The organism is Paenibacillus periandrae, from assembly GCF_022458865.1.
Lineage (GTDB): Bacteria > Bacillota > Bacilli > Paenibacillales > NBRC-103111 > Paenibacillus_S > Paenibacillus_S periandrae.
On sequence record NZ_JAJNMU010000003.1, the window covers coordinates 162460 to 187937 of the forward strand.

The following is a 25478-nucleotide window of genomic DNA, read 5'->3' on the forward strand; positions in this document are numbered from 1 at the left end:
GTTAAGCCAGTCTATCATCCCAAAAAAACAAGGAACCGAGGGCAAGATTCCCTGAGTTCCTTGTTTTTATTTTCCGGATAGCTTTTTAAACTTCTCTCTGTATTTCACAACAGTCAGCACATAGGTTGCATGTGACCAGGTAAGCGGTGCTACCGATACGGGGCCTCCATCAAATGGATCCAGCTGTTCAGGTAAAATTCCGCTCTCAATCGCATGCTTGACGACCCATTCGAGTGTACGGCGCGGAGCTTCCAGCTCGACTAACGACTTTGCACATTCGATCTCCCATTCGGCGATCCACAGCGTACAGATTATCCACGGATTGCCGGGCACCTTTTCAATGTCAGAGGAGCGTTGGAAATAGTAATCGTGATAGTAACGGGCTACGCCGCCGATATCGGTTTTGATCGTCAGCTTTTCTTTGTTGGCCTGCATCGTTTTGACGACACGTTCATCATCAGCTGGCAGCACCCCAAATTCGAAAATGCCGTAGACACTGCTTTCATAAGTCAGGTCCTTGACCCATTGGTCGTTTTCCTGATGCATGCCACGGACGAAGCGCTGCTCTTCTTCATCCCACAAATGCTTGAGCATGCCTGATTTAATCCGCTCTGCCGTATGCCGGTAGCGGCTGCTGCGCTCCTCATCACCGAACAAGCTGCAGAAATTGGCAGCGGCGATCAAACCGCCATAAACTGCGGAGGTTGTAAATGTAAATATACCGTACCTTTCCTCCCATAAATCGTAGCTGGGCTTAGGCAGATTCAAATCCTGATCAATGTAGCTGGACATAAACCGTGCCGCGCGGCGGATCAAGGTCCGATACAACGACTGCGGAAGCTCCAGCACACCATGCTTCTCAAAATCTTTCCAGAGTGCGAACAGGACAAGCGCGGTTTCATCCTCCTGAATAGGAAGCTGCTCGTTACCGGCATGAATATAAGGATGCCAGCTGGAGCCTACGGTTCCATCAGGGTTGTATTTATGGTGCAGGTAACCTTCCGGTGACAGCACGTTGGCACAGAAATGGAAAAACGGTGTAATCATGCCCTGATAACCGGCCATCGACATGGCGTAAGCGATTAATGCGCCGTCTCTTGGCCACATGTAGCTGTAATGATCACGATTGCTGTGCATGATGTCAGAATCGTTAGCTGCGATAATCGCGCCGTTGACGTCCGTCTGCGTACGGACAATCAGCAGGCTATGCTTGTACATGCGAATAACCTCGGCAGGCAAATCGCCGTAATCCTGCTCCGATTTGTTCACCCAACGCTGCCAGTACACTTTAATGCGATCCAGCAGCTTGCCGGGATGGCTGTCTTTTACGTAGCTATCGAGCTTTTTGACTTCCTCCAGGTTTTTGCCGGCCGTCATCCAATAATACATCGTCTCATCGGAATTCGGAGGTACGTGCAGCTTGAAGCTTATCGTGCTATCGACGGAGCCTTGGGCAATGGCATTGCCCATCAAATGACCGTCCTCCGCATCCCGCCAGGTTCCCTCGGCATTGTAGAACCGTTTGACACCTGTCGTATATTGATAGATGCCGTCAGGACCGGTAGTGCCGCTGAACATAAAATATTTATCTTTTTTATAATGAAAAACGGTGTTGTTAGCAGGGTAATAGGCAGCGGTGTCGCCGACCTCGGTTTCGTTAATGACCAAATCCTGATTGAAAAAGACGCGAACCTCACGTACGGTATCCCGATTATTGTGGATATTGATCCTTTTTAAATAAATATCCTCGCGTTGATGGACACCATCGTTGATCAATAAGGTAATACCCAAGCGGGGGTGTGTGGCTGTTACTTCTGTAATCAGGGATTCTTCCACATAAGACAGCTTGAAATCCCATTCAGGATCGCTGAGCCAAGCAAAGTCACCATCGACCCATATGCCTACTCTGCATTGATAACCGCCAACATGGTTTAATTGCCCCACGTAGGGATAATATAAATCTCGCATGTAAGTATGATTATCCAGGTTGATCAAAAACTTTCCGTTCCCGATGACTAATTGGCGCGGCATCCACCCACATCCTTCCCTCTAGCTGGATTTTACTTCTTTCCCTAGAGTACCTTTTTCTTTATGGACGGTCAATCCCGCGGCCTTAATGAAAGCGGATACGTGTCATTTTTTTTGCATAAATTTTCAAGCATCGATACCAAATAACGGTAAAATACCCAGGCAAAAAGAAATCTCCAGCCCGTAAGCGGAGATTTCTGATAGCTATGATTGCTGAGCGGGTTCATCAGGCAAACGGGTTAGCTCCATTATGAAGTCATAAGAATTTCCGGAAAGCAGCAGCCGCTGGACCTGATCCTGATGAATGCCCTCACACACTTTGGTTACTCCGGTATGGTATTGAATATGCATCTGCGCAGCTTGATCATCGTAACGAATAAAAGCAATTTGCTTGGAGCTGATTGGAATATGCTGCATGTAACCACTCCTTTAAATGAATACTACAATCTTTAAGCAAGTGAAAATTTTATGGGTATAATGATGGAAGGGAACAACCGAATTTCGTTCATATAGTTGAGTTTATGCGTAGTCCTTCTCCTTTAGAATGGATAGAAGGTCAGCTGTGAAAACGTTTCAATGGTTTTGTCCTGCTCAAAAAAGAGGATTTATAGGACTGAAGGTCGAATATAGTGTAGAGTATCGCTTTTGCAGGCTAAATGAGGAGGCGTGAAACTATGAGTTTTTGCTGTGGCGCCAGTATGATTGGAACTAAAGGAACACTTAAGTACATCAGAACGCAAATTCATAACGTACCGATATTGTTTTGCCCGGTTTGTCATCGTGTGGAAGTACATCATCTGGTTGAAAGCGAATATGGGATTTTGGCCGAATACGCGCATGGAGACGGTGCGTCCGAGGTAGATTTTCATGAATATGTAGATAACCGCAGCCAAGCGGAATTATATGAGAATTGCGTCAATAATGAAGATGAGGATCCGATGGAGGTCGTTCGCTGCCAGATTGATATGTCGTTGGATCTGCTGATCGTAGCCAAGGAGCTGAAGGATAACGAATGGGAAGAGCAGCTTAAGAAGAGGCTCAATACCTTGAGCAAGCGCAAAGCCAAGCTGAACGATAAAAAGATATCCAAAGGAGCCGTTTAATCCTTATTGGCAGGCCCCGTAAGAGCTGGAAGCCCCGTTACCAGACAGTATGGTATCCCGTCCATATCCAACAGACAAGTGCGACCTGAAAATGAAACGGGTATACAGTGAGTTACAAGTGTATTCCGTATAATAATTGGAGTCCAGATACAGGGCTTGGCATCCAGCCTTTCTTGAAGGCGCATGCTCAGTCCTTGGGGACACTCCCAGTCGGGAGAAGTTTGGAAGGGTCAAGCACAACATATTGGCACAAACCAACGTCTCTAATAGGGGGACGTTTATTTGTTTGCAAGAAAACCGGGATGATTATAGTAGGAAAAGTAATAGGATAAGGCTTTAAATAGCTGTAATATTTTGTGAAATAAGTCCTATCCCGACCCCCCTAACCTACGTCCTAATAACGAAATTATATAGTGTGAGGTGGAAAAGATTGCTGCTCGTTTTATTTAAGAAATTTCTTGGAAAACGTCAATCTCCCCACCCGGATTCTGCGGAACCACAACCGCCTGAACAGCTGGTGATTCGAATTCAAGAGGGTGATTTACGGCTTCGCAACCAGTTCATTACGGACTATCAACCGTATGTTGCAAAGGTAACCAGTCGTTTTTGCAAGCGTTATGTAGATCCTGCAAGAGATGATGAATTCAGTATCGCTTTAGGTGCCTTTAATGAGGCGATTAATCAGTTTTCAACCGAGTCCGGGCGTTCGTTTCTCGGGTTTTCCGAGCAGGTCATTCGTCGGCGGCTGATCGATTATGTGCGCAAGGAGCAGCGATTTTCACAGCAGCTGCCGTACAGTACGTTTGATGTGGAGGATGAAGAGGATAACGTCGTCAACCCCGTTGAAATCCATCAGGCGATGGAGCAGTATGAAAAACAAAAAGGCATGGAGGAGCGGGGCAGCGAAATTATGGATTTGAATCGGTGTTTGGCTGATTTTGGTGTTCAATTTTCGGATTTGGTGGATGCCTCTCCGAAGCATGATGATTCCAGACAAGCCTTGTTTGTGATTGGCAAGCAGCTGTCGGAGAACGCTGAATTTATGGGAGCTATGCTTTCCAAGCGTGTACTGCCTATCAAGGAATTAATGGGCATTGTCTCGGTCTCGCGCAAAACACTGGAACGAAATCGTAAGTTCATTATTGCTGTAGCCTTAATTTATAACGGGCCTTATCCATACCTCCGTGATTATTTGCATATCAAAGAGGAATCCAACAAAGGGGGAGAGTAGCATGAATAAAGGCATCGTCATGGAGCTGACGGACAAATACATTATTGTGATGCGTGAAGACGGCAGATTCGATAAAATCTCGCGTCAACGGCATTCTTGCCAACTGGGTGAAGAAATTATCTATGCTGACACGAGACTCAAATGGGCAAGTCCGTCTATAGCCGGCCGCTCAGCAGTAGTAGCGGCAGTTGTTTTTTGCCTGGTAGTTATGGCTAGCTTCGCAGGCAAAATTGGCAGCTCCGAGGTCGTTGCTTATGTATCGCTCGACATCAATCCCTCAATAGAAATGGGCATCGATGAAAAGGAACAGGTGCTCGAGCTTCGCGGCTTAAATAATGATGGGACGGAACTGATTGAGGCGATGAATTATAAGGGGCTGACGCTCGAAACCGTTACAGCCTCGCTTTTAAACAAAGCGGAAGAGAAATCGCTAGCCAAGGGTGAAGGAGATATTGTAATCGCAAGCACGGTCGTCCATGAGAAAAGCACCGTGGATGATACGAAAATCGCTGAAAAGCTGCGCCAGCAGGTGACCGATCACATCAAACAAACCCATCCTGAGCAAGTCAATGCTTATCAGGTAGAAGCGTTTGCGGCACCTCAGGAGGTTCGTGAAGAAGCGAACAAGAGTGGGGTTTCCATGGGGAAATACTCGGTTTATTTGAATGCTAAAAATAATGGGGTAGCGGTGACTGTCGATGACTTGAAGAAGGAATCGATTCATCAGATCGTCAAGGATAACGCGAAGGACAACGTAGATAAACAATCTGCAGTTATTCAGCCTAATAAGGTTCCAACCAAGGAATCGATGAAGAAGCTGGTCGAAGAAGAGAAGTCGGGAGAATTGGATAAGAAGCTTGACGATAAAAAGAAAGAGCTCGCCAAAAACAGTGACAAAAATAACGACAAAAATAACGATAAAAACAACGACAAGAACAACGATAAAAACAACGACAAAAATAATAGCAATACGAATAAAAATGATCCTCAAAAGTCCGGTAACTCGAATGGCAACGGGTCAGGCAGCAATAATAACAATAACAGCAACAACCATAATAACAATAACAACAATAATAATAAAACCAACACTTCGAATACGAATTCGAACAACACGAAGGATAAAAAAGACGATAAAAACGACGATCGCAAGGATGACAAAAAACCGTCAATGCCTACGATCAAGCCGAACATCCCCGCGTCAACAACCGGGGGAGCCAAGCCAGGAGGGACAAATCCAGGCACAGCCCGTCCGGGTGACAACAGCAGCAAGTCCGACCCGAAGAAGGACGATGACAAGGCCGATGACGACAAAAAAAATGATGACAAAAAGACCGATGATAGAAAAAATGATGACAAGAAAAAAGATGATGATGTAAAAAAGTCCGATGATCTTCAAAAAGCCGAAGAGAAAAAAAAGCAGGCCGAAGAGGATCGCAAGCGTGAGGAAGCCAAACGTCTGGCGGATCAGAAAAAACGTGAGGATGACCTCAAGAAGCAGGATGACAAGAAGAAAGAGCAGGACAAGAAAACGACCGAGGACGATAAGAAGACCGACACTACCAAAAAAACAGATGACAGCAAGAAAGATAGTGACAGCAAGAAGGACTCGGATTCCACCAAAAAGGATGATTCCAAGCGGGACGATTCCACTAAAAGATAAGGTAGTGTAGGGGGAGAACCTCTACATAGTATAGGAGAGCAGCTTGTGCGGGGGTCCGTATAGGCTGTTTTTTTATGGTCTGTTGTTCTATAATATCAAGGAGATCAGATGGGAGAATTACAGGAAGAGAGCGGAGGAGGAACAGCACAATGAGATACAGTACATTCGGTCAAACGGGGTTCAAGGTGTCTGCATTAGGTTTCGGAGCGATGAATTTGCCAGGAGTTCCATTGGAGCAGGCAAGGGAAACACTTAATTATGCGCTTGATCATGGGATTAATTATATCGATACAGCCGCTGGCTACCGCAATAGTGAGGAAATTATCGGGGAGAGTATTTCGCATCGTCGCGATGAATATTTTTTGGCAACGAAAACAAACAAAAGAAGCTATGCCGAGGCCAAGGAAGAAATCGAGCGAAGCCTTGTCAGGCTGAAAACCGATGTAATTGACCTGCTTCAAATTCATTATGTGAATTATGTAAGTGAATATAAGGCAGCGATGCAGCATGAAGGCGCTTATGAGGCGGCTTTGGAGATGCAGGCCAAAGGCATGGTACGCCACATCGGAATTACAGGGCATCGTCCCGAGCTGTTGGCCAAGTGGATCAGCAAAGGGCAGTTTGCCCAGGTCTTGTTTCATTTAAATTTGGCACAGCCTTTTTCTCTTGAAGAGCTGATTCCAATGGCTACAAAGATGGGCATGGGCAAAGTTGCGATGAAGCCATTATCCGGCGGATTTATTCAGCCTGTTGAAAAGGCGCTGCGTTATCCATACAGTCAAAATGTGGATGTCATTATATCAGGTATGATCAGCGTGGATGAGGTGAAGCAAAATCTTGCGGCTTTTGAGCTTGAGGTTGGCGATGCCGAGCGGAATGAATTGGAAAGCCTGGCTACAGAGCTGGGTAGTCATAACTGCCGCCGCTGCAACTATTGCTCCTGTCCGATTGGTGTAACGATTCCTGATATTATGATATCCAGTCAGATTCGTAACACATTTGGCTTGCTGCCTAAAGGTGATGGATTTTATGAACGTCAGAAGGGGAATATTATGTCTTGTGCCGATTATGAGCCCTGTAAGGAGCGGCCTCTGTGCGAAGAAAAATGTCCTTACCATCTGCCGATGCGTAAGGTTGTCATGGAGTCTGCCTCTTACTTTGGAGCCTGAGCTATTCGTGTAGTGAATGATTAAGATTAGAATCAGTACAAGATTCGCGAGGTCGCTCTGATCATCGATCAGGCGACACTCGCGGCGGCGGGCTGCGGCAGCGCGGGCTTTTGCGATCGCGACGCAATATGCGCGTGATCTGACCAACCTGCCCGGCAATGTGCTTGTGCCGGATACACTGGCCCAGGAGGCCGCACGGCTGGCCTCCCATTATGGCATGTCCTGCACAGTGCTGGACGAAGCCCAAATTGTTGAGCACGGCATGGGCGGCCTTCATGCCGTAGGCAAGGGCAGTGCCAATCCGCCGCGAATGATTGCCATTCGTTACGAAGGCGCCGATGCTTCAAGCGAAGTGATTGGACTGGTTGGCAAGGGGATTACGTTTGACACCGGAGGCATTTCACTGAAGAAGCCGGACGGTATGGAAGAAATGATCAGCGATATGGGCGGTGCCGCTGTGCTGCTTGGGCTTCTGCATGTAATCGGCCGATTAAAGCCGAAGCTGAATCTGCAAATTGTGATACCTTCTGCAGAAAATATGCCTTCAAGCAGCGCTTTTAAACCGGGTGATGTGATTAAGATGATGAGCGGGCATACCGTGGAAATATTGAATACCGATGCGGAAGGACGTGTCGTGTTAGGGGATGGTGTTCATTACGCGCTGCAGTTTGGCCATTCCCGAACTATCCGGAATACCATGACATGCTCAAAAAGCGAGGTGGCAGACATCAAAAATGCTGCCTCGCACGATAGATGGGGGGCAGCATGACAGGTGGACTGTTTATTGGATTTTTTGCTGGTCATGTACCTTGGCTGCATCTGGACACGGGCGGCACGGCCTGGCTGTGGAACGAGCGCGGGACGGAACCCAAGGGAGGGACCGGCGCGATGGTTCGCACACTGGCGCCTTGGCTGTGCAAGTCTTAATTGTAGCCTTCAAGCAAGCAGAGCGCCTTAAGCTGACAGGCTGTTGCTTTTGCTGCTGCTTTTGCTTGCAACCAGAGGTGTGGCTGAAGCCATCATCAGCAGGGCAATCGCTTCAAGATCTTTCATTTGAATGATAAAGCGATTCACTTCCTGGGTGGTATAAGAAAGATTCACCGTACGTTGTGATAATTGGGCAAGATCGATACCGAACCAGCCGGTGCGGCGTGGATGTGCGGAAAGATCGAACGAGAGCACGGGTATCGATGCTGCGTCTTCAGCTGCAGGCAGTACATCAATAGGCTCGGCATGCAGTTCATTTAAATCGATATACAGCTTTCGACAGTGCCAGCGTACAAAGCCTGGCTGAAAAGAAATAACGAGCAGCGGATCCTCCTCATTGGCAACCTTGTATACCTGAATACCTTTTTCACTCTTGGTTCTTTGAACATATTGGTTCTGTCTGATATCGGGCAGTACCATCACAATGAGAATCGGAATCGCACTTGCTGCATATATGAAAAGCTCGGATTCAAATAACAGGGCCAAACCAAGAAGGGCGACGAACAATAAAATAGATCCAACCAAACTCCATTTTTGCTTTTTTGACATGGAACCAGCAATCCCCCAGATGAAATATAAATTGATAAATCGACATACTACTCCTATTTTACCATAAGACAGGCGACAAGTTAAATAGTAGTTTCTTCATAGCTGCTTTTTAACATAGCTGCTTGCTGTTATGTTCAGTATGCTCCTAATGATCGTATATCAGAATTCGGAGGCCGATAGATGAAAAAAAGAATAGGCTTAATTGGTTTAGGGGATATTGCCCAAAAAGTATATTTGCCGCTGTTAGCTGCTCACGAGCATGTCGAGCTTATAGGCGTCACCAGCCGTACCGAAGCTACGGTGAACCGGATCGCCGAGCAATATCGGATTAGCGGGCGGTTTTATTCATTGGAAAGACTGCTGGAGACAAGACCTGATGCTGTATTTATACATAGCCCGACGGAAACCCATTATGAACTGGTTATGACCTGTTTGCAAAGAGGCATAGCCGTTTATGTCGATAAACCGCTCTCCTATGAGCTGCACGAGTCGGAGGCCATGGCTGCCTACGCCCAAGAGCAGGGCGTATTGCTCGCGGTAGGCTTTAACCGCAGGTTTGCACCGATGTACATGAAGGCACGTACGTGGCTTGAAGAGGCTGGGGGCTTTGAGCTATCTGTGGTCCAAAAGCAGCGAACCAAGCTTCAGGCGCACAGTGCCAGGCATACGTTGTATGACGATTTGATTCATATGCTAGATTTGCTGCTCTGGCTCGGTGGAGATCACGCAGAGATCGGGCATTATTACGAGCGTGTGGATGGGACAGGCAAGCTGCTGGTCGGAGCGGGGAGTTTGCTATTTGCCAATGAACAAGCAGCCAAACTACCAGAAGAACAAGCTGTACAAGCCCATTCGGGTTTGGATCGCCTTGGCCAGTTCAGTATGGTGCGCCGCGCAGGAGCTGATCTTGAAAAGCTGGAGCTGCATGGGGCTTATCGTTCCGCCGAGGTGCTCAATATGGAATCGCTCATTCTTTCAGAGCGCTCTCATGAGCCGCAGCATATCGGCTTCGGAAGCTGGGATACGATTCTGCATCGCCGGGGCTTTGCCGGAGTGGTTCAGCATTTTCTCAGCAGCCTCGATAAACCGGGGGATTGTTCGATTCGTGCCGATCAAGTACTGCCTGTGCATCGACTGGTGGAACGGCTGACACAAGCTTCGGACTGATTTTCGATTTTACATGTATATGGTAAGAAGGCATTTGGCAATGTTGGATTCAGGAGGCTGTTATGATTATCCATAAAGGTGAGACCTTATTTCGTCAAGGCGAATCTGGTCCGCTATATCATCTGAAAAGCGGGATATTGAAAATCGTTCGTGTACATGAGAATGGAAATTCGATTCTGCTTAATATTATCGTTCCCAATGAAATGATTCCGCATCATTCCCTGATCAGCCCAAATCCTTATCATGGAACGGCGGTCGCTCTGTCCTCCTGTGAGGTTGATGTACTGCCAGCAGCAGACTGGTACCGGGAGTTGGATCGCAATCCGGAGCAATTTCGTCATATAGCCATTCAGCTGCAAAATAAATTGCGTATGATGCAGCAGCGTATCGACCAGCTTACCGAGGCTGCACCTGCCGAGAAGCTCAGCAAGCTGCAGCGCTGGTTTCAGCTGTATATCGGTTCGGATCCCATCACGGATGTGCTGACCCAGGACGAAATCGGTCAGTTTCTTGGCATCCGCCGCGAAACCGTGAATCGTCTGCTGAGAGCTCACAAAGTATCGGTAGGGCCAAAAAACTCATAATGGATAGAGGTATCGGGTACACCCCACTCTTTGAGCATTCCGTTGATTAATCTCATAAAAGGTGTGGGGCCGCAGAAGTAGAAGCTGGCATCCTTCGACGGAATTACACTCTTAAGCCAAGGCAAATCCAGGTAACCTTTTTTATGATAGGTAGCAGGGTCACCCAGCGGCGTGGCATAGCACCAGTAGGCTGATAGCTGGGTGTGATCGTTAACAAGCTTCTCCACATGCTCACGCATGGCATGCACCTGTTCATTTTGTGCAGCATGAATAAACGTTACCTGCCGGTCAGGCTCTGTTATAGCCAGTGTGTTCAGCATACTGACCATCGGGGTCAGCCCTACGCCGCCACTGATGAGTACGACTGGCTTGGTGTCTCCCGATTCCAGAATAAAATCACCTGCAGGTGCAGACAGCCATAGCACACTGCCTTCCTCCATATGCTTGTGCAGGTAATTGGAGATTTTCCCCGCCGGACGTTCCTCAAGTGCTTCCTCCCTTTTGACCGAAATTCGGTAATAAGGTTTGCCTGGCGCATCCGAAAGACTGTATTGGCGAATATGCGTATACGGTTCACCAGGAATAGTGATTTTTACACTGACGTACTGTCCAGGCGCAAAATCAGCTATAGGCTGACCATTCACTGGCATTAGATAAAACGAAGTAATGACATCACTCTCCCGCACTTTCCGCTCTACACGAAAAGCTCTGAAACCGCTCCAGCCTCCTGACTGCTCTGCCGCCTGTACCTCCAAATCCCTTTCAATCCCTATGAATGCATTCGCTATCACCCCATAGGCTTCACCCCAGGCTTCAATAATCTCATCAGTTGCCGCATCGCCCAGCACGGTTTTGATAGCGCCCAGCAAATGCTGGCCGACAATTGGGTAATGCTCGGGCTGAACACCGAGACTGCGGTGCTTCTGGGCAATTTGCTTGACGACGGGCAGGATGGCTTCCAGCCGGTCGATATGAAGCGCCGCGGCATAGACGGCATTCGCCAAAGCGGCCTGCTGCTTGCCTTGTTGCTGATTAGCATGATTAAACATATTCAGGAGCTCAGGATGCGCGTTGAACAGCGACTTGTAAAAGGTTGTTGTAATTTCGGTTCCATATACCTCAAGAATCGGTACGGTAGATTTGATAATGGTAATCGTTTGTTGACTTAGCATATAGGATGTCCTCCTTATGAGTGATGGTTAGTGATGGCTATGGGCTAAGTATACCTACTGCGAAAGTGCAGACTTGTGATTTGAATCACATCAAAAAGCAACGATTTGTGGACAAACCTTATTTTGAAAATGGAAGCAGAAGGGTCATGTAAGCAAAATCCGATGCATGACAAGAAAATCTGCGGTCTAATCAGCTCCTTGGCGGCATCATTGTAAAAAATCACCCTGCCCAGGTCAACAGAGTCCGATATACAGCACATGTGTATACGTTTTAAGCTTAAAGCCAGGAGAGTTGAAAGGAGGTAAAAGGCTGACTATGATATAGCTGGCCTATTTGCTGATTTTAATTACTTATACAACTTTCATTGATTAATAGGGATTAGTAGTGTATATTTTTAATAGTAACAATTACATATTATGTGAATAGGTGCTCTGTATCGTAATCTCTTTCAGAGCTTAATAGGGAAGTTCGGTGAAAAACCGATGCGGTCCCGCCACTGTAACAGAGGAGTCAAAGCGTAAATGCCACTGATCGCAGGATCGGGAAGGTGCTTGTCGACTATGAATCTGGAGCCAGGAGACCTGCCTATTCGACAGACACTGCTTAACCTACGGTAGATAGGAAGGTGTTAAAGACAGCCATCGTTAGCTATAGCCTATACGATCACGGGCATCTTTTACCTTTGTACGGCAGAGGTTAACGATGTCTTTTTTGCATCTGTATGTAATTTAAAAAATGGAGAGAAGGTTTACGAAACATGATAAGCAAGTTGTACCAGCAAACACGACAATATGCAAAGATAGGACTGTTAAGCGCCAGTATGGCAATCGCTTTATGGGGCTGCAGCAGTCCAAGCCCGCAAACAGCGGAGCAGCCACCAACAGCACCCAGCCAGGTACAGCCGACTGAGGTCGTATTGGCGGCTCCACGCGACCTGGCTCCGGGTCCACAGGATGCTTATTATACGAGCACTATTCTCTATGTATGGGAACCATTGATTGCAGCCGGTGAAGACGGTAAGCCTGCATCCAAGCTCGCCGCTTCCTGGAAAATGTCGGAGGACGGCAAAGAATGGACGTTTCAGCTTCGCCCTAATGTGACCTTTCATGATGGGGAAAAGCTGAATGCCGATGCAGTTATCGCCAATTTTAACCGTTATAAGCTGGCCAGCCCCAAAAGCTCACCCTTTTACACATTGGACATTAAAAGCTCGTACCCCGGTTTAAAAGAAGTAACCAAGGTTGACGATATGTCGTTCAAGCTGAGCTTCGAAACGCCGCAGCCGACCCTGCTGTATTCAATGGTTAACTTCTCCAGTCCGATCTACAGTCCCAAAAATTTTACCGAAAAAGGTGATTTTAACGGATTGCCGCAAGGCACCGGACCTTTCAAGCTGATCAAGCACGAGAAGGATCAATATGCGCTGCTCGAAGCCTATGATGGATATTATGGCGATAAAGCCAAAACTAAGACGATTCGCGTTCGCGTCATTCCCGACCCGGATACAAGACTGTCGGCTCTGAAGTCAGGTGAAATTATGGGTGTTATGGATTTGGGTGCAATTCCTCCTGCCTTGGCCAAGGAGCTGTTGAAGGACAAGCAGTTTGAGGTTTCCGTAGCAAAATCGACGATTTCCCATTACCTGCACCCGAACGGCAAAAAGCCGCCTTTTGACAATCCAAAGCTGCGCCAAGCGATTTCGCTGGCGATTGACCGTCAACAGCTGGTGAAGGAGCTTTATTTGGGCTACCCTACGGCTACGGTTAATTTCCTGAATGTAACATCTCCTTTTTATAAGGAGTTTAAAGTGGACTATAATTTGGCGGAGGCCAAGAAATTAGCTGCTGAAGCGCTTGGCGGCAAACGTGAAAAGGTCGATTTGATCGTACCGACCTATGGGCTGGACCGTTACCCTTACAAGGCGCAGGCCGAGCTGCTCCAGGCGGTATTCAAGGAGCTTTCTCTTGATGTGGACATCCGTATTCTGGATGGCGCTGCATTCAAGGAAGCACAGAGCAAGGGCGAATATAATCTGGCTTTGGCCACACAAGGTCTCCCGAACGGAGATCCGTTCACACTGTTCACCAATTATTTGGGCAGTACAGGTTCAAGCAACAAGAGCTATAGTCTGGGCTACAAAAATGACCGTGTGGATCAGTTGCTTAAAGAGGCTAAGGATGCGCTTGGCATGGATGATAGAGCCAAGATTTATAATGAACTGCAAGCCTTGGCGGTGCAGGACCTGCCGACCATTCCACTGTTCAATGATGCCAGCCTGATTGCTTACAACAAGAAGATTAAAGGCTATCAAGCGACGATTTATGGCACGACGCTGCCGCAATTGGAATGGGCCAAGTAGCATGTTTTATGTGTTCCGCCGAATAACGGCCGCTATTCCTGTGCTGATCGGAATATCGCTGATTGCTTTCATGCTGAATCTGGTCTCTCCCGGCGATCCTGCTGTAGAGGCGCTGAGCTTAAGCGGAATGAAAGAGCCTACCGAGCAGGAAATTGCAGTGAAGCGGGAGGAGCTTGGGTTAAATGACCCGATCCCCGTTCAATATGGACGGTGGCTTAACAGAGCTGTACATGGCGATCTGGGCACCTCCTACATGACGAAGGATTCGGTAAGCGGTGAAATTATTCGCCGTCTGCCTGTCACACTCTCTGTAGCTCTGCTTGCTGTTGTGTTAGCGGTCGGTACAGGGATTCCGGCAGGCATGCTGATGGCCTTAAAGAAAAATGGCTGGATTGACCATGCTGGGCGTGCCGCTGCTATGCTGCTGGTATCGATTCCCGGCTTTTGGATGGCCATCCTGCTGATTACGTTATTTTCGGAAAAGCTCCATCTGCTGCCGACCAGCGGATACGGTACATGGAAGCATCTGGTCATGCCGGCGGTTGTGCTTGCTTCAGGAACGAGCGCCGTATTGATGCGGTTAACACGGTCTACCTTGCTGGAAACGATGAACCACAACTATATATTGACGGCAAGGGCCAAAGGACTGCGTGAAGGAAATATCGTCACCTGGCATGCGCTTCGCAATGCGTTAATCCCGTTAGTTACCGTGATCGGTACGTATTTTGGCGCGATCATGGGCGGTTCTGTCATTGTGGAGGTCATCTTCGCTTTGCCTGGAATCGGCAGATTTGCGATTGAGGGGATTCTGCGCAGGGATTACCCGGTCATTCAAGGGTATGTCGTGTTCACCGGGCTTGTCTATGTCGTATTTAATTTGCTTACGGATTTTTCATATTTGATCATTCATCCGCAGATGAGGCTGGGAGGAAAGCTGAAGTGACCTTAAAATCTGACAGAACAGCTTCCCAAAGTCATGCCTCAGCTGAATCCAGCTTCTCCGTGATGAGGGACAGGTTGTCTGCCATTGTCAGCACGCTGTCTCCACTTGGTATCGCTGCGGTTGTTATTTTATTCACGATGCTGACAGCGAGCATTCTCGCACCGTGGATTGCTCCGTATGACCCGAATCAGATCCAGATGTCTGAGCGGCTTGCACCGTTGTCCTTCAGTCACTGGCTCGGTACGGATACACTGGGCAGGGACGTGTTCAGCCGTATTTTGTATGGCGGGCGAATTTCTATTGTGCTGGCCCTTGTAGTGACAATTGCCACAATGCTGATCGGGCTTATGATCGGGACGATCGCGGGATATTTTGGCGGTTGGTTGGATGATTGTATTCAGATCGGGATCAGCATATTCCAGGGCTTGCCTGGGCTGAGCTTTATGATCGCGATCGCGGGTACGCTTGGGCCGGGTGTCAACAGCTTGTTTATTGCGCTAGTCGTCACCTCCTGGGCAGACTTTTCCCGAGTCGTGCGTGGCGAAGTGATGAAGATTCGCGAGGAATCGTATGTCGAGGGCATTCGGGCGATGGGTGGAAAACATGGCTACATTGTGCTTAAGCATGTAGTACCGAATATGATAGGCCCCATTATTGTACTGTTTACCGTGAGGATCGGGAGAGTGATTCTGTCTATCGCATCCTTAAGCTTTCTGGGCTTGGGGCTGCAGCCGCCATCTCCGGACTGGGGAGTTATGGTGAACGATGCGAGACCCTACTTCCGCAGTTATTTCCATCTGATTGTTGCGCCTGGACTTTGTATTGCGCTTGTTTCTTTGGCGATTAACTGTTTGGGTGACGTATTAAGAGATGTTTTCGACACAAAGGCAGAAAAAGATAAATTCTGGGTTTCCTGATGGTGACAGGGTAGCGGTACTTGCGGCGTCAGGAGCTCGGAGGTAGCAGAAGGAGGAGGGAGACGTATCAGTACGCTTTTATCGATTGAACAGGTATCCGTGGGATTTCAGACAGCGGCCGGTACGGTCAGGGCGGTGGATAATGTTACCCTGGAGCTGGAGCAGGGGCAAATTCTCGGTCTGATCGGGGAAACAGGCAGCGGTAAATCGGTGCTAGGGCTCTCGATTCCCGGTCTGCTGCCTTATCATGCATCTATAGCGGGAGCGATTCATTATAAGGGACGTAATTTGCTGGATTTGGATTCAGAGCGTATGCGCAGGCTGCGTGGTACGGAAATTGCCTTCATCCCACAAAATCCTGCTTCTTCCTTGAACCCGGTCATGCGGATTGGTCGACAAATGATCGAAGCGATCAAGGATCGTGGATCAAGGGCAAGCAAGCGTGAGCATGCGCAACGTCTGCTGCAGGAGCTGCAGCTGCCAGATCCTGAGCACAAGCTAAGGCAGTATCCTTTTCAGCTGAGCGGTGGTATGAAGCAACGAATTCTTGCAGCAATGGGGGCAGCAGGCAGCCCGTCGCTCGTGATTGCCGATGAGCCAACCAAAGGACTGGACGCTTTGGTACGCTATCAGATGGTTGAGCTATTGCGCAGGACTGCCAAGCATACGGGAGCGGGCATGCTCGTCATTACCCATGATCTACAGGTAGCCAAGTCGTTATGTGATGTAGTCGCTGTCATGTACGCAGGACAAGTGGTCGAGATGGGTCCTGCGCGGGAGCTGTTTCAACAGTCGCAGCACCCGTATACGCAAGGCTTGTTGCGTTCGATGCCTGTTCATGGGATGGTGCCGATTCCGGGCTCAAGCCCCGGACTTTCGGACGTACTGCCGGGCTGCAGATTTTATCCGCGCTGCTCGGTAGGTGTTCCATCTTGTTGCAGCAGTATCCCTGAGCTGGTCACGTTACAATCGGGCAAGGTGAGGTGTTGGTTACATGATCCGAGTGGAGGGCTTGTGCAAGACGTTCACTAGCGGCTTGCTGCGTCGAAGAAGGGTGGAGGCCGTAAAGGACGTTACCTTTTCCATAGCCAAAGGAGAGACCTTGGGCCTGGTTGGGGAGAGCGGCTGCGGGAAATCGACCTTATCACGGCTAATGGTCAAGCTGCTGCCTGCCGACCAAGGCCGTATATATATGGAAGATCAAGATATTACGAATTATACAATGACGCAAATGCTTCCGCTGCGAAGGCAGATGCAAATTATATTTCAGCATCCTGATTCTGCACTCAACCCCCGCCAAACGATGCTGCAAAGTTTGATTGAGCCGCTGCTGCTGCATCGTTTGATGGGCAAGGAAGAAGCCCTGCATAAAGCTGTAGAGCTGCTGGAGCTTGTAGGCTTGGGCAGCGATATGCTGATTCGCTATCCGCATCAGATCAGTGGTGGACAAATTCAACGGGTCGTAATTGCCAGAGCCTTGACTTTGAATCCGAGGTTTCTTGTATTGGATGAGCCAACCTCGATGCTTGATGTATCTGTGCAAGCGCAAGTAATGGAGGTGCTGCAGCAGGTGCAAAGCCAATTCGAGATGGCGTATTTGTTCATTTCTCATGATCTTGAGCTCGTTGCCCATGTCTGTCAGCATATGGCCATTATGCATCAGGGGGAAATTATAGAGCAGGCGTGTAGTAAGGAGGTCATGGAGCAGCCGCAGCATCCTTATACGAAACAACTAGTACAAGCTTTTGGAGATATGAGATAAAGGAGTGATTTCGAATGAACGATAAACCACATGAACTTGCTCCATCAACCTACTGGATACAGGCCTGGGAGCAGGCCGTGTTATCCAACACGCGTACCGCAAGCGATGAGGAGGAAGAGCAGTATTGGCAGGAGCATGCATCAGACTATGATGAGCGCAATCCACTGGCGCCTTACACCCAGGTTATTATGGAGCAAGTAATAGCGGAATTGAAGCCAAGTGATCATCTGCTGGAGGTTGGACCGGGTACAGGCGGATTTACTCAGCTATTGGCTCCTTATGTAGCCTCGATTACGTTGGTTGAGCCATCAGCCGCCATGTATAAGGAGTTCTGTCTCAGCTGGGCAAGCACGAGCTATCCGCTGCCGAAAGCGATTGCGCTGAAGTGGGAGGAAGCGCCTCCGCTTCAAGCAGACATCTTGTTCAGCGCAAATGCGGTTTACCGGATTCGTGATATGAAGGCATGTTTGATCCAGATGAACCAGACAGCTACACGCCATGTGTTTCTCGTCCAATCGATCGGAAGACCTTTTGCCGGGCCACTGCAGGTCGAGCTGGATGGAGCAGCGACGGAGCGGGAGCGTGCAGCTGCAATCTCTGATATATTAACGGAGCTTGGGATCAAGCATCAATATCGAACGTTTCCGATACAACGTAAAAACGGCGCCGTGCATGATGTCGCTCTTATTCATTGGGAGCCGCAAGCTGTATCTAACGATTAGATCAGCACAGCGTTGATCGGATCAGATCGCTCCGATTATTTGTGCTGATTCGTTTCCCGGTATTGAATCGGTGTAACATATTGTGTACATAAGAATAGTAGAGATTCAGATGTAACGTGTCTGGATGATTTAACCAGCAGGAGATCAAAGTCGATGTCCTTGTTCAGAAAGCCCTCCTGTTTAATAAGCTGGGCAAAGCCCTGCAGCGTGGGTAGATCGGTTGTGGAATTCCAGATTATTCGTTGCAGCGCGCGCTCTATTGCATCTAAGGATAATGATTGTCCGGTCAACTGCTCAAGGGATTGGGAAAGCGTGTGATAGGTATCCGGTCTCTTCTCGCTGATGGACAACATGGAGGTATTGTGTGCATGCAGGAATCGGGAGACGGCTTGAGGGTGATGGTGAACAAAATCGCGATTAACGGCAATGACTGTATTCGGGTACTGCCCCCCATTATACAGCTCCTGCCAATCGACGAGTACGCGTGCTGCCGCTTTATTTTCCAGTAGGGTTACCCATGGCTCCTGCACCAGAGCCGCATCGATTTGGCTGCTTGCAAACATGGAAATGAGGGCGGAGGGCTTCGCTTGAATAATACGAATATCGCCTCCACGAAAGACGTCCTTTAAACCGTGGCGTCCCAGCAGCTGCCGGAGCAGTATATGCTGGCCGTTACCGTATTGCGGAATCGCAATGGTTTTTCCTCGTAACTGTCCGACCTGCCGAAGACTTGAGTCTGCTCGTACAAGAAGTGCGGCTCCTCCTTGATTGACACCGGATATGATTTGAATATTTTGTGTTTTGGAAAAAGCCTCAAATACCGGACCTGGACCTGTATATCCGATATCAATCTGATTGTTTAATAAGGCGTCAACAACCGCAGGCCCCGCCGAAAAAGCACGCGTTTCAAATTGCCCGTCAAATTGTTGTTCGAATAACTGATGGTGGATTGCCAGCAAAGCCGGAGCGTGAGTTAAATTGGGTATAAATCCGATTCGGATTTGTTGTGTGGTTGGTTTCGTTTCCGAAGCGGCATTTCCAATTATTTCAACGACACCCGATTTGAGATCCTGAGTAATGCTCTGTAAGTCCTGCGTTGATCCGGCAACGGTGAGTACGGAGGAGGCTTGTTTTTCAGATAAGCGTGCTACTTCATAGGCGGATGACAACGATTGCTGGGCTAACGAGGTTACCGTATGCAGATGCTGGATCAGCAGATTCTTGCGATGGTTGGCCGTATGCAGCAGCTGACTGGCCTCGGCTGAGTGTTCCGTGATATGAGACAAATTCAGATGGATCGAATCGAACTGCTGTTTTGTTTCTACAACCGCTTGAGAGACGTTGTGTGAGGATTTCCGTGTCTCGTCTACAATTTCGCTGAAGGCTCTCACTTGCTGCCGCATACCCTGAAGCAATCCGGTAATTGTTCGTCCATTGACTGCACTTTCGACAGCCAGCTTTCTCACCTCCTGGGCAACTACTGCAAAGCCTTTACCTTGCTCGCCGGCGTGGGCCGCTTCAATAGAAGCATTCAGGGAAAGCATTTGAATGCTTTGCGAGACTTGAAAAATGGAGTCCATCGCTTTGGCTATAGCTTCTGTCTTATGCTCCAGATCTTTCATGGTCGTATGTAATTTATTCGATATTTCCTTATTATGTATCGATTGCTGGGCCAGTAAATCAACTGTGGATTTGCCGGTTTCCGAGGCATGCAGCGATTGGACCGTAGCGGTCTCCACGTGCTGAATTTGTTGGACGGCTGTGTTCAGAACCGCGCCCAACGCTTCGGAATGGACCAGACTATTCTCGGTTTCTTCGGACTGAAGTGCAGCAGCGTTAACAATTTCATGGATGGATAACGAGACGGTCTCCATATTTTCTATCGTATTTTTCACAAAGTGAAGAAGTGAATCAGTAGAATCCGACAAGGTGCCGCTAGTTTGGTAGGGCTTTTTAAATTGTTCTAGAGGATGATTTGGTTGGACGGAATCTGCTTTTTCCAAGGCTTTAAAAGAATTGATAAAATGTAGGCTTTTACTGAGCAGTGTCATGGAATCAACCTCCTATAAATAATAAAAAAACTAATCGTGTGCGGTACTTATCTAACATGTATAATAGATTAAAACATAGTATTCTTATTGGAATAATTGAAGAATAATTTATCACGCTTGTATTTATTTGTCAATTGAAATAAAAACAAGCCATTTCCTTGAAGGAAATGACTTGTTAATACAATTTAAACAGCTTATGAAGAAGCTGAATATGAGAAGGAACCACCAAGCAAAGCGAGGGCTACACTTTGAATTTGGATAATTGATCCAGGAGCTCTTGTACCATCGCGCTTAACGCTTCGGAGGACGAGGAGATTTCTTCCATGGACGCCAGCTGCTCCTCGGAGGAGGCTGCTATGCTTTGTGAATTTGCCGAGGAGTCCTTGGCGATTCGGGCAGAGCGATCAATCGATGACGCCACCTGCTCGGAGCTTGCAGATATTTGCTGTACCGCGGCCGAAACCTCATCGATTTGTTGATTGACACCGCTCATTTCCTTGGTGATTGCTTCAAATAACTGTCCGCTTTCCGATACGGATGCTACACCTTTGACGACCTCTAGCGTGCTTTGGCCCATGGCGCTCATAGCCAGGCTCGTTTCCTGAGTCACGTCATGAATGAGTTGAGCTACATTTTCCGCAGCGAGCTTGGTCTGCTCGGCCAGCTTGCGAACCTCGGCGGCAACGACGGCAAAACCTTTTCCCTGCTCGCCAACACGTGCAGCCTCAATTGATGCATTCAGCGCAAGTAAATTGGTTTGTGTGCTGATGTTGGTGATGACTCCGATAATACTGCCGATCTCTTCTGATTTGGCATTCAGACGGATAATAGAGGCCTCGGATTGGTCAACAGAGGAACGGATAACTTCCATTTGCTGAACCGCTTCATGAATGCTGTGATTTCCTTTTTCTGTTTGATCCATAATTCCTTTGGCGGCTTCTGCAACGTTGACGGTTGAGACAGCAATTCGATTCATGCCTTGGGTCATTTCATCCATAGCGCGGGAAGAATCGTAAGCCTGCTGCTCTTGCGTCTCGGAGCCTGTGGCTACCTCCTGGATCGCTTCCACAATCGTTTCGGTGGCGCGCGTCGTTTCTTCGGCACTGGCCGCCAGCTCCTGTGAAGTAGCTCCAGCTGACATGGATAAGTCGCTGACCAGTTGTAGAAGCTGACGAAGCTTCTGGACCATGATATTAAACTGCTCGGCCATAACCCCGAACTCATCCTTACTGTTGACCGGAACCGTATGGGTGAAATCGCCCTCTGCCAAGTTTTTCAATATACTGATGACACTGCCCAGCGGATTCACAATGACCTTCCATACAATCAAGGCCAAGAGCAGACCAAGCAATAATAAGGAAGCGACTGCAATCCCTATGGATATGTAAAGGCTGTCGTAATAGCCCTGAAGTACGGCCGTTAGAGGAACAACGGTTTCTATGTACCACTTGTCTTTGCTGCCCTGAACGGTAATCGTATCGAAGTCGCGAATGGAAGCAACACCGTTAACATTGTTGGACAACGCTTGGGTTTTCCCGCTCTGCAGTTGGTCCCATACTTGCTGCTTATCTGGACTATCCGCATAATTTTTGGTAACCAGATCAGACTTTCCTCCATGAGCAATATACTTGCCTTTGCCTGAAATTACGGTGATGTAGCCACCTAATGGTTTTTCTTTCTCGATCTGCTTTTGCAGCGTATCCAATGCGATATCCGCACCTAATATTCCAATGAAATCTCCTTTGGCATCGAGAATAGGATATATAACCGAAGTCATCAATACCTGCTTGCCATCAACCTGATAGGCGTAAGGCTCAATAATTGTGATCTGCTTGCTGCGTTTTGCTAATAAATAATAGTCCCCGGCGCCTTCCTTCTCGTAGTCCTTCAGTGGCTCTATTACTTGTTTATCGTTGCTTTTAACAATATAGGGGATAAAACGACCTGTTGCATCGTCATAAGGTGCTTTATTTACATTAGCTTTATCATTACCATCAAAAGCATTAGGCTCCCACAGCGTGTAAAGAGCGAGAATGGATGGCTGCTTTTCCAATTCCTTGCCTAAAATTCGGATGATGTCCTCACGGGATTGCTTCTTTTGTGTGTTAGCATCCAGAGCGACTACAGATAAGCCCTTGAGAGCCGAGCTGATGCTGACCAATTCCTCCTCCAGGGAGATGGAAAAATCTTGCCCTGCCTGGTGAGCGCTTAACATGCCCTTGTCCAGACTGATGGTATACAGCTGCTTCAGATTCAAGGCGATTAAACAAGCAAAAACGATGAGAAGAGAAAAGCCGAGTGTCAAGGAAAGCTTCAACGAAAGTTTTAAGTTTTTGTACCATTGCATAATAGAAGTCCCCTTCATACATAGATGATTTGTCTGACTACATATTAACATAAGCAGCTTGTTTATAGGATTATTTTAAACGTATATTGTTAAGAAAGTGTACGTTTAAGGTTAGGAAATATTTAATGTTATTCATATCTTTTGCAATCATTACCATGTGAAACGTCTGGTATAGGAAAGTAGAGTGTGATCATGGTATTGTAGTATGATAGTTAGGAGATTAGATGTATAGTTTGGAACCAAAATGGAGGGTAGATCCAATGGCTAATTCCACAATAAAATTGCTTACAGGGGCCAACACGACGTTGGTCAAGGAACCCTTGCTTGAAGTCACAGTTTCTTGGGAAAGCGCTCCGGTTGAGCTGGATATAAGCTGTTTTATGACAGGCAGCAATGGCAAAGTCCCTTCGGATGATTACTTTATTTTCTATAACCAGCCTGCTGATCCGCAGCAGCTAGTGCAATATAAGGCGACAGAGGCGAAGGTGGTCGGTTTTTCAATCGATCTGGACAAGCTGTTGGCGACTGAAATTGATAAATGCGTATTCGCCGCAACATTGGATGGACCGGGAACCTTTAAGGGTGTCAGCGGCTGCAAGGTGACAGGCCATACCTCTCAAGCGGATGTCCTGTATGAAATCCAAGAGGCGGGCGATGAAACATCACTTGTTTTAATGGAATTGTATCGCCATCAGGGCTGGTGGAAGCTGCGCGCCATTGGCAGAGGGTTTAACGGAGGGCTCCAGCCATTGGCAGAGGCTCATGGTGTAAGTGTGGCAGATGAAGAGAATGAAGCCGTGATGGAAGCAGAGGACATTGCGTCAAGTCCGGTATCAGTAGGGAGGGAGTCAACTGCACCCGTACCAGCACCTGCAAATGGAACCAAGCTGGCTTCGGTTTTCGTAGATCAAGCCGCATCGACATCTGTATTTTCCTTTCAATCGAGCTCAGCCTCGATATTTGCTTTGCAGCCAGCTGCGGCTTCCTTATTTGATGCCCAACGATCTCGGATATCAGTGTTTGATGCCAAATCGGGAGGCGTAGTATTTAACTAAGGTTGGGATTAGTTGGATGGTCATATTTCATTAATAAAAAGATAAGTAAAATAAACACGAAGCAGTCCGTAAGGGCTACCTCGTGTTTATTTGCAACATATGATAATAATCGCTTTGGATAATTCCCGAGTATTACCTGCGTCTGCTAGTCTAATACCACATTGGCCGCTCTCAATCTATTCTGGAGCTCCAGTACATTAATATGCTGTGGACTTACTCCATACTCTACAGCTAAACCCGCCGCAGTTCCCGCTGCTTGGCCTGTAGCCATGCAGCTGGGTGTTAAGCGCGTGGTCGCCAGAGCTTCGTGTGTTGTGGAGATGCAGCGTCCGGCGGTCAGCAGATTCGTAATTTTCTTGGACAGCAGGCAGCGGTAGGGGATATCGTAAGCACCATCTCCTTGTACCCAAGCGGCTGTCACGCTTTTATTGGAAGGATCGTGGATATCAATCGGATAGCCGCTGCGGGCGATGACATCCTCAAACCTGCGTCCCCCAACGACATCCTCCGCTTGCAGTGCATATAGGCCATCGATCCGTCTCGATTCACGCACGCCAATCTGCGCACCCACTTGAGAGATGGATGCATGCTCAAAGCCAGGCAAGTTCTTTTGCATAAAATCCGCTACCATCATTACCTGTTTGCGTCCAAGTGTCTCGGCCTCAGTCAAATCCTCGACATTCGTTCCGTTCAACCCTTGTACCCTAGTAGTATTGACCAGCACCTCGTCATCATTGGGACCTGTGAAAAACAGCACCTGATCACGATTGATCGGCAAATCGGCTTGCTTCCAATGCTTGAAGAAGCCCAGTACACCGGATAGCGGCAGCTCAGCAAGCTCACTGAACGGTGTCTTTTTATAAAATTCATCAGGATGATCGAGCATATACTGCTTCACCTTGGGCAAATCGACGCCGCGCATCCGGAATTTCATCGTCATCGGCTGTGTTTTACCGTCTTCATCCCGCCCCGTTAGGCAGGGTGCCCCTGACAAATGAGCGACATCCGCATCGCCTGTTGTATCGATAAACACCTGAGCGCTCACTTCAATTTTGCCGGACTTGGTCGTAATATGAACGGCTTCGATTCGATCTCCGCTCACTTGTACGTGATCGACAAAGCTGTGCAGCAGCAGCTTCACCCCAGCCTCCTGAAGCATGTCGACAGCCAAAATTTTATAAACCTCAGGGTGGTAAGGGGTTATGGTATTGACGAACCCGACCGTGTCGCGGAGGTGCCCTGGTGAAGCATTTTGTTCCATCAAACGATCAATAATTTCCTGCCCGATGCCTTTGATCACCTGCTTGCCCTCCACCGTATGGAATGTCATCCAGGGATAGACGAGCGCCGCCGTAGACATGCCTCCGATAAAACCGTACCGCTCGATCAAAATAGTTCTTTTACCGCTTCGTCCTGCTGCAATTGCTGCGCAAACCCCGGCTGGACCTCCTCCACATACAACAATATCTGCCTCGATCCGGTTATTCTGAATGGTATTCGCCATGATGGCTATCGCTCCCGTTTGTGTAGAATGGTTTTCATATTGCTCATCTAGGGCTTATTATAAAGAAACAATAACTTTAAGTTGAGTTTAAATTTAGTTTAAAAAATGAATGCAATCATTTAAATTGTTTTCGAATTATCCAATTAAATAAGGATCGGGTGAAGATG

At 48.0% G+C, this 25478-nt stretch carries 22 protein-coding genes and 1 riboswitch; of the genes, 15 read left to right on the forward strand and 7 right to left on the reverse strand.

The window, feature by feature from the left end:
* Positions 1 to 66: 66 nt before the first annotated feature.
* Together LRL21_RS05715 and LRL21_RS05720 are read right to left on the reverse strand one after the other, a co-directional pair.
* Complete coding sequence (locus LRL21_RS05715; RefSeq protein ID WP_240414796.1) at positions 67 to 2031, reverse strand: glycoside hydrolase family 15 protein; 1965 nt, start codon at positions 2029 to 2031, stop codon at positions 67 to 69.
* Between the two features lie 201 nt (positions 2032 to 2232).
* Positions 2233 to 2445, reverse strand: a complete 213-nt coding sequence (locus LRL21_RS05720; protein WP_240414797.1) for a hypothetical protein — start codon at positions 2443 to 2445, stop codon at positions 2233 to 2235.
* Between the two features lie 257 nt (positions 2446 to 2702).
* On the opposite strand from LRL21_RS05720, the gene LRL21_RS05725 reads away from it, so the two are divergent.
* The 6 genes from LRL21_RS05725 to LRL21_RS05750 all read left to right on the forward strand — a co-directional run bounded on the left by LRL21_RS05725 (position 2703) and on the right by LRL21_RS05750 (position 8118).
* Positions 2703 to 3131: a hypothetical protein gene (locus tag LRL21_RS05725; protein WP_240414798.1), complete on the forward strand. Its 429-nt coding sequence runs from the start codon at positions 2703 to 2705 to the stop codon at positions 3129 to 3131.
* A 430-nt stretch (positions 3132 to 3561) separates the two neighbouring features.
* Positions 3562 to 4362, forward strand: a complete 801-nt coding sequence (gene sigI / locus LRL21_RS05730; RefSeq protein ID WP_240414799.1) for an RNA polymerase sigma factor SigI — start codon at positions 3562 to 3564, stop codon at positions 4360 to 4362.
* 1 nt (position 4363) lies between these two features.
* Entirely contained in the window at positions 4364 to 6022 is a 1659-nt protein-coding gene (locus LRL21_RS05735) for an anti-sigma-I factor RsgI family protein (RefSeq protein ID WP_240414800.1), read from the forward strand.
* A 149-nt stretch (positions 6023 to 6171) separates the two neighbouring features.
* A complete protein-coding gene (locus LRL21_RS05740) occupies positions 6172 to 7191 on the forward strand; it encodes an aldo/keto reductase (RefSeq protein WP_240414801.1) in 1020 nt (339 codons plus the stop codon).
* Between the two features lie 166 nt (positions 7192 to 7357).
* Positions 7358 to 7960, forward strand: a complete 603-nt coding sequence (locus LRL21_RS05745; protein WP_240414802.1) for a leucyl aminopeptidase family protein — start codon at positions 7358 to 7360, stop codon at positions 7958 to 7960.
* Positions 7957 to 8118: a hypothetical protein gene (locus LRL21_RS05750; protein ID WP_240414803.1), complete on the forward strand. Its 162-nt coding sequence runs from the start codon at positions 7957 to 7959 to the stop codon at positions 8116 to 8118. Before LRL21_RS05745 ends, LRL21_RS05750 begins: the two co-directional genes overlap by 4 nt.
* Positions 8119 to 8145: 27 nt before the next feature.
* Here the strand turns inward: LRL21_RS05750 and LRL21_RS05755 are convergent, their stop codons facing one another.
* Positions 8146 to 8727: a hypothetical protein gene (locus LRL21_RS05755; RefSeq protein WP_076229720.1), complete on the reverse strand. Its 582-nt coding sequence runs from the start codon at positions 8725 to 8727 to the stop codon at positions 8146 to 8148.
* Between the two features lie 180 nt (positions 8728 to 8907).
* On the opposite strand from LRL21_RS05755, the gene LRL21_RS05760 reads away from it, so the two are divergent.
* Together LRL21_RS05760 and LRL21_RS05765 are read left to right on the forward strand one after the other, a co-directional pair.
* The gene (locus LRL21_RS05760; RefSeq protein WP_240414804.1) at positions 8908 to 9894 is read left to right on the forward strand and encodes a Gfo/Idh/MocA family protein; all 987 of its coding nucleotides are present in this window, start codon (positions 8908 to 8910) and stop codon (positions 9892 to 9894) included.
* A gap of 62 nt (positions 9895 to 9956) precedes the next feature.
* Positions 9957 to 10478 (forward strand): Crp/Fnr family transcriptional regulator, encoded by a 522-nt coding sequence (locus tag LRL21_RS05765; RefSeq protein ID WP_240414805.1) that lies wholly within the window; start codon positions 9957 to 9959, stop codon positions 10476 to 10478.
* Here the strand turns inward: LRL21_RS05765 and hmpA are convergent.
* Positions 10445 to 11650 (reverse strand): NO-inducible flavohemoprotein, encoded by a 1206-nt coding sequence (hmpA, locus tag LRL21_RS05770; RefSeq protein ID WP_240414806.1) that lies wholly within the window; start codon positions 11648 to 11650, stop codon positions 10445 to 10447. The two genes, LRL21_RS05765 and hmpA, sit on opposite strands and share 34 nt — an antisense overlap.
* 408 nt (positions 11651 to 12058) lie before the next feature.
* Positions 12059 to 12254, forward strand: a riboswitch (cobalamin riboswitch).
* A 154-nt stretch (positions 12255 to 12408) separates the two neighbouring features.
* Here hmpA and LRL21_RS05775 point away from each other — a divergent pair.
* From LRL21_RS05775 to LRL21_RS05800, 6 genes are all read left to right on the forward strand, one after another.
* Positions 12409 to 14010, forward strand: coding sequence for an ABC transporter substrate-binding protein (locus LRL21_RS05775; protein WP_240414807.1), 1602 nt, complete (start codon positions 12409 to 12411; stop codon positions 14008 to 14010).
* Position 14011: 1 nt separating this feature from the next.
* A complete protein-coding gene (nikB, locus tag LRL21_RS05780) occupies positions 14012 to 14953 on the forward strand; it encodes a nickel ABC transporter permease (RefSeq protein ID WP_240414808.1) in 942 nt (313 codons plus the stop codon).
* Positions 14950 to 15870 (forward strand): ABC transporter permease, encoded by a 921-nt coding sequence (locus LRL21_RS05785; protein WP_240414809.1) that lies wholly within the window; start codon positions 14950 to 14952, stop codon positions 15868 to 15870. Before nikB ends, LRL21_RS05785 begins: the two co-directional genes overlap by 4 nt.
* Before the next feature lie 135 nt (positions 15871 to 16005).
* Entirely contained in the window at positions 16006 to 16902 is an 897-nt protein-coding gene (locus LRL21_RS46195) for an ABC transporter ATP-binding protein (RefSeq protein ID WP_240414810.1), read from the forward strand.
* Positions 16865 to 17632 (forward strand): ATP-binding cassette domain-containing protein, encoded by a 768-nt coding sequence (locus LRL21_RS05795; RefSeq protein ID WP_240414811.1) that lies wholly within the window; start codon positions 16865 to 16867, stop codon positions 17630 to 17632. The genes LRL21_RS46195 and LRL21_RS05795 overlap by 38 nt, the downstream gene beginning before the upstream one ends.
* 14 nt (positions 17633 to 17646) lie before the next feature.
* On the forward strand, positions 17647 to 18354 hold the full coding sequence (locus LRL21_RS05800; RefSeq protein ID WP_240414812.1) for a class I SAM-dependent methyltransferase: 708 nt from the start codon (positions 17647 to 17649) through the stop codon (positions 18352 to 18354).
* Between the two features lie 35 nt (positions 18355 to 18389).
* Here the strand turns inward: LRL21_RS05800 and LRL21_RS05805 are convergent, their stop codons facing one another.
* Complete coding sequence (locus tag LRL21_RS05805) at positions 18390 to 20405, reverse strand: aliphatic sulfonate ABC transporter substrate-binding protein (RefSeq protein WP_240414813.1); 2016 nt, start codon at positions 20403 to 20405, stop codon at positions 18390 to 18392.
* 241 nt (positions 20406 to 20646) lie between these two features.
* Positions 20647 to 22752 carry a methyl-accepting chemotaxis protein gene (locus tag LRL21_RS05810; protein WP_240414814.1) on the reverse strand — a complete coding sequence of 702 codons (2106 nt, stop codon included), beginning with the start codon at positions 22750 to 22752 and terminating at the stop codon, positions 20647 to 20649.
* Positions 22753 to 23012: 260 nt separating this feature from the next.
* Here LRL21_RS05810 and LRL21_RS05815 point away from each other — a divergent pair, with 260 nt between their 5' ends.
* Positions 23013 to 23807 carry a TerD family protein gene (locus LRL21_RS05815; protein WP_240414815.1) on the forward strand — a complete coding sequence of 265 codons (795 nt, stop codon included), beginning with the start codon at positions 23013 to 23015 and terminating at the stop codon, positions 23805 to 23807.
* 145 nt (positions 23808 to 23952) lie between these two features.
* On the opposite strand, the gene LRL21_RS05820 is transcribed toward LRL21_RS05815, so the two are convergent.
* Complete coding sequence (locus LRL21_RS05820) at positions 23953 to 25311, reverse strand: FAD-dependent oxidoreductase (protein WP_240414816.1); 1359 nt, start codon at positions 25309 to 25311, stop codon at positions 23953 to 23955.
* Between the last annotated feature and the right edge of the window lie 167 nt (positions 25312 to 25478).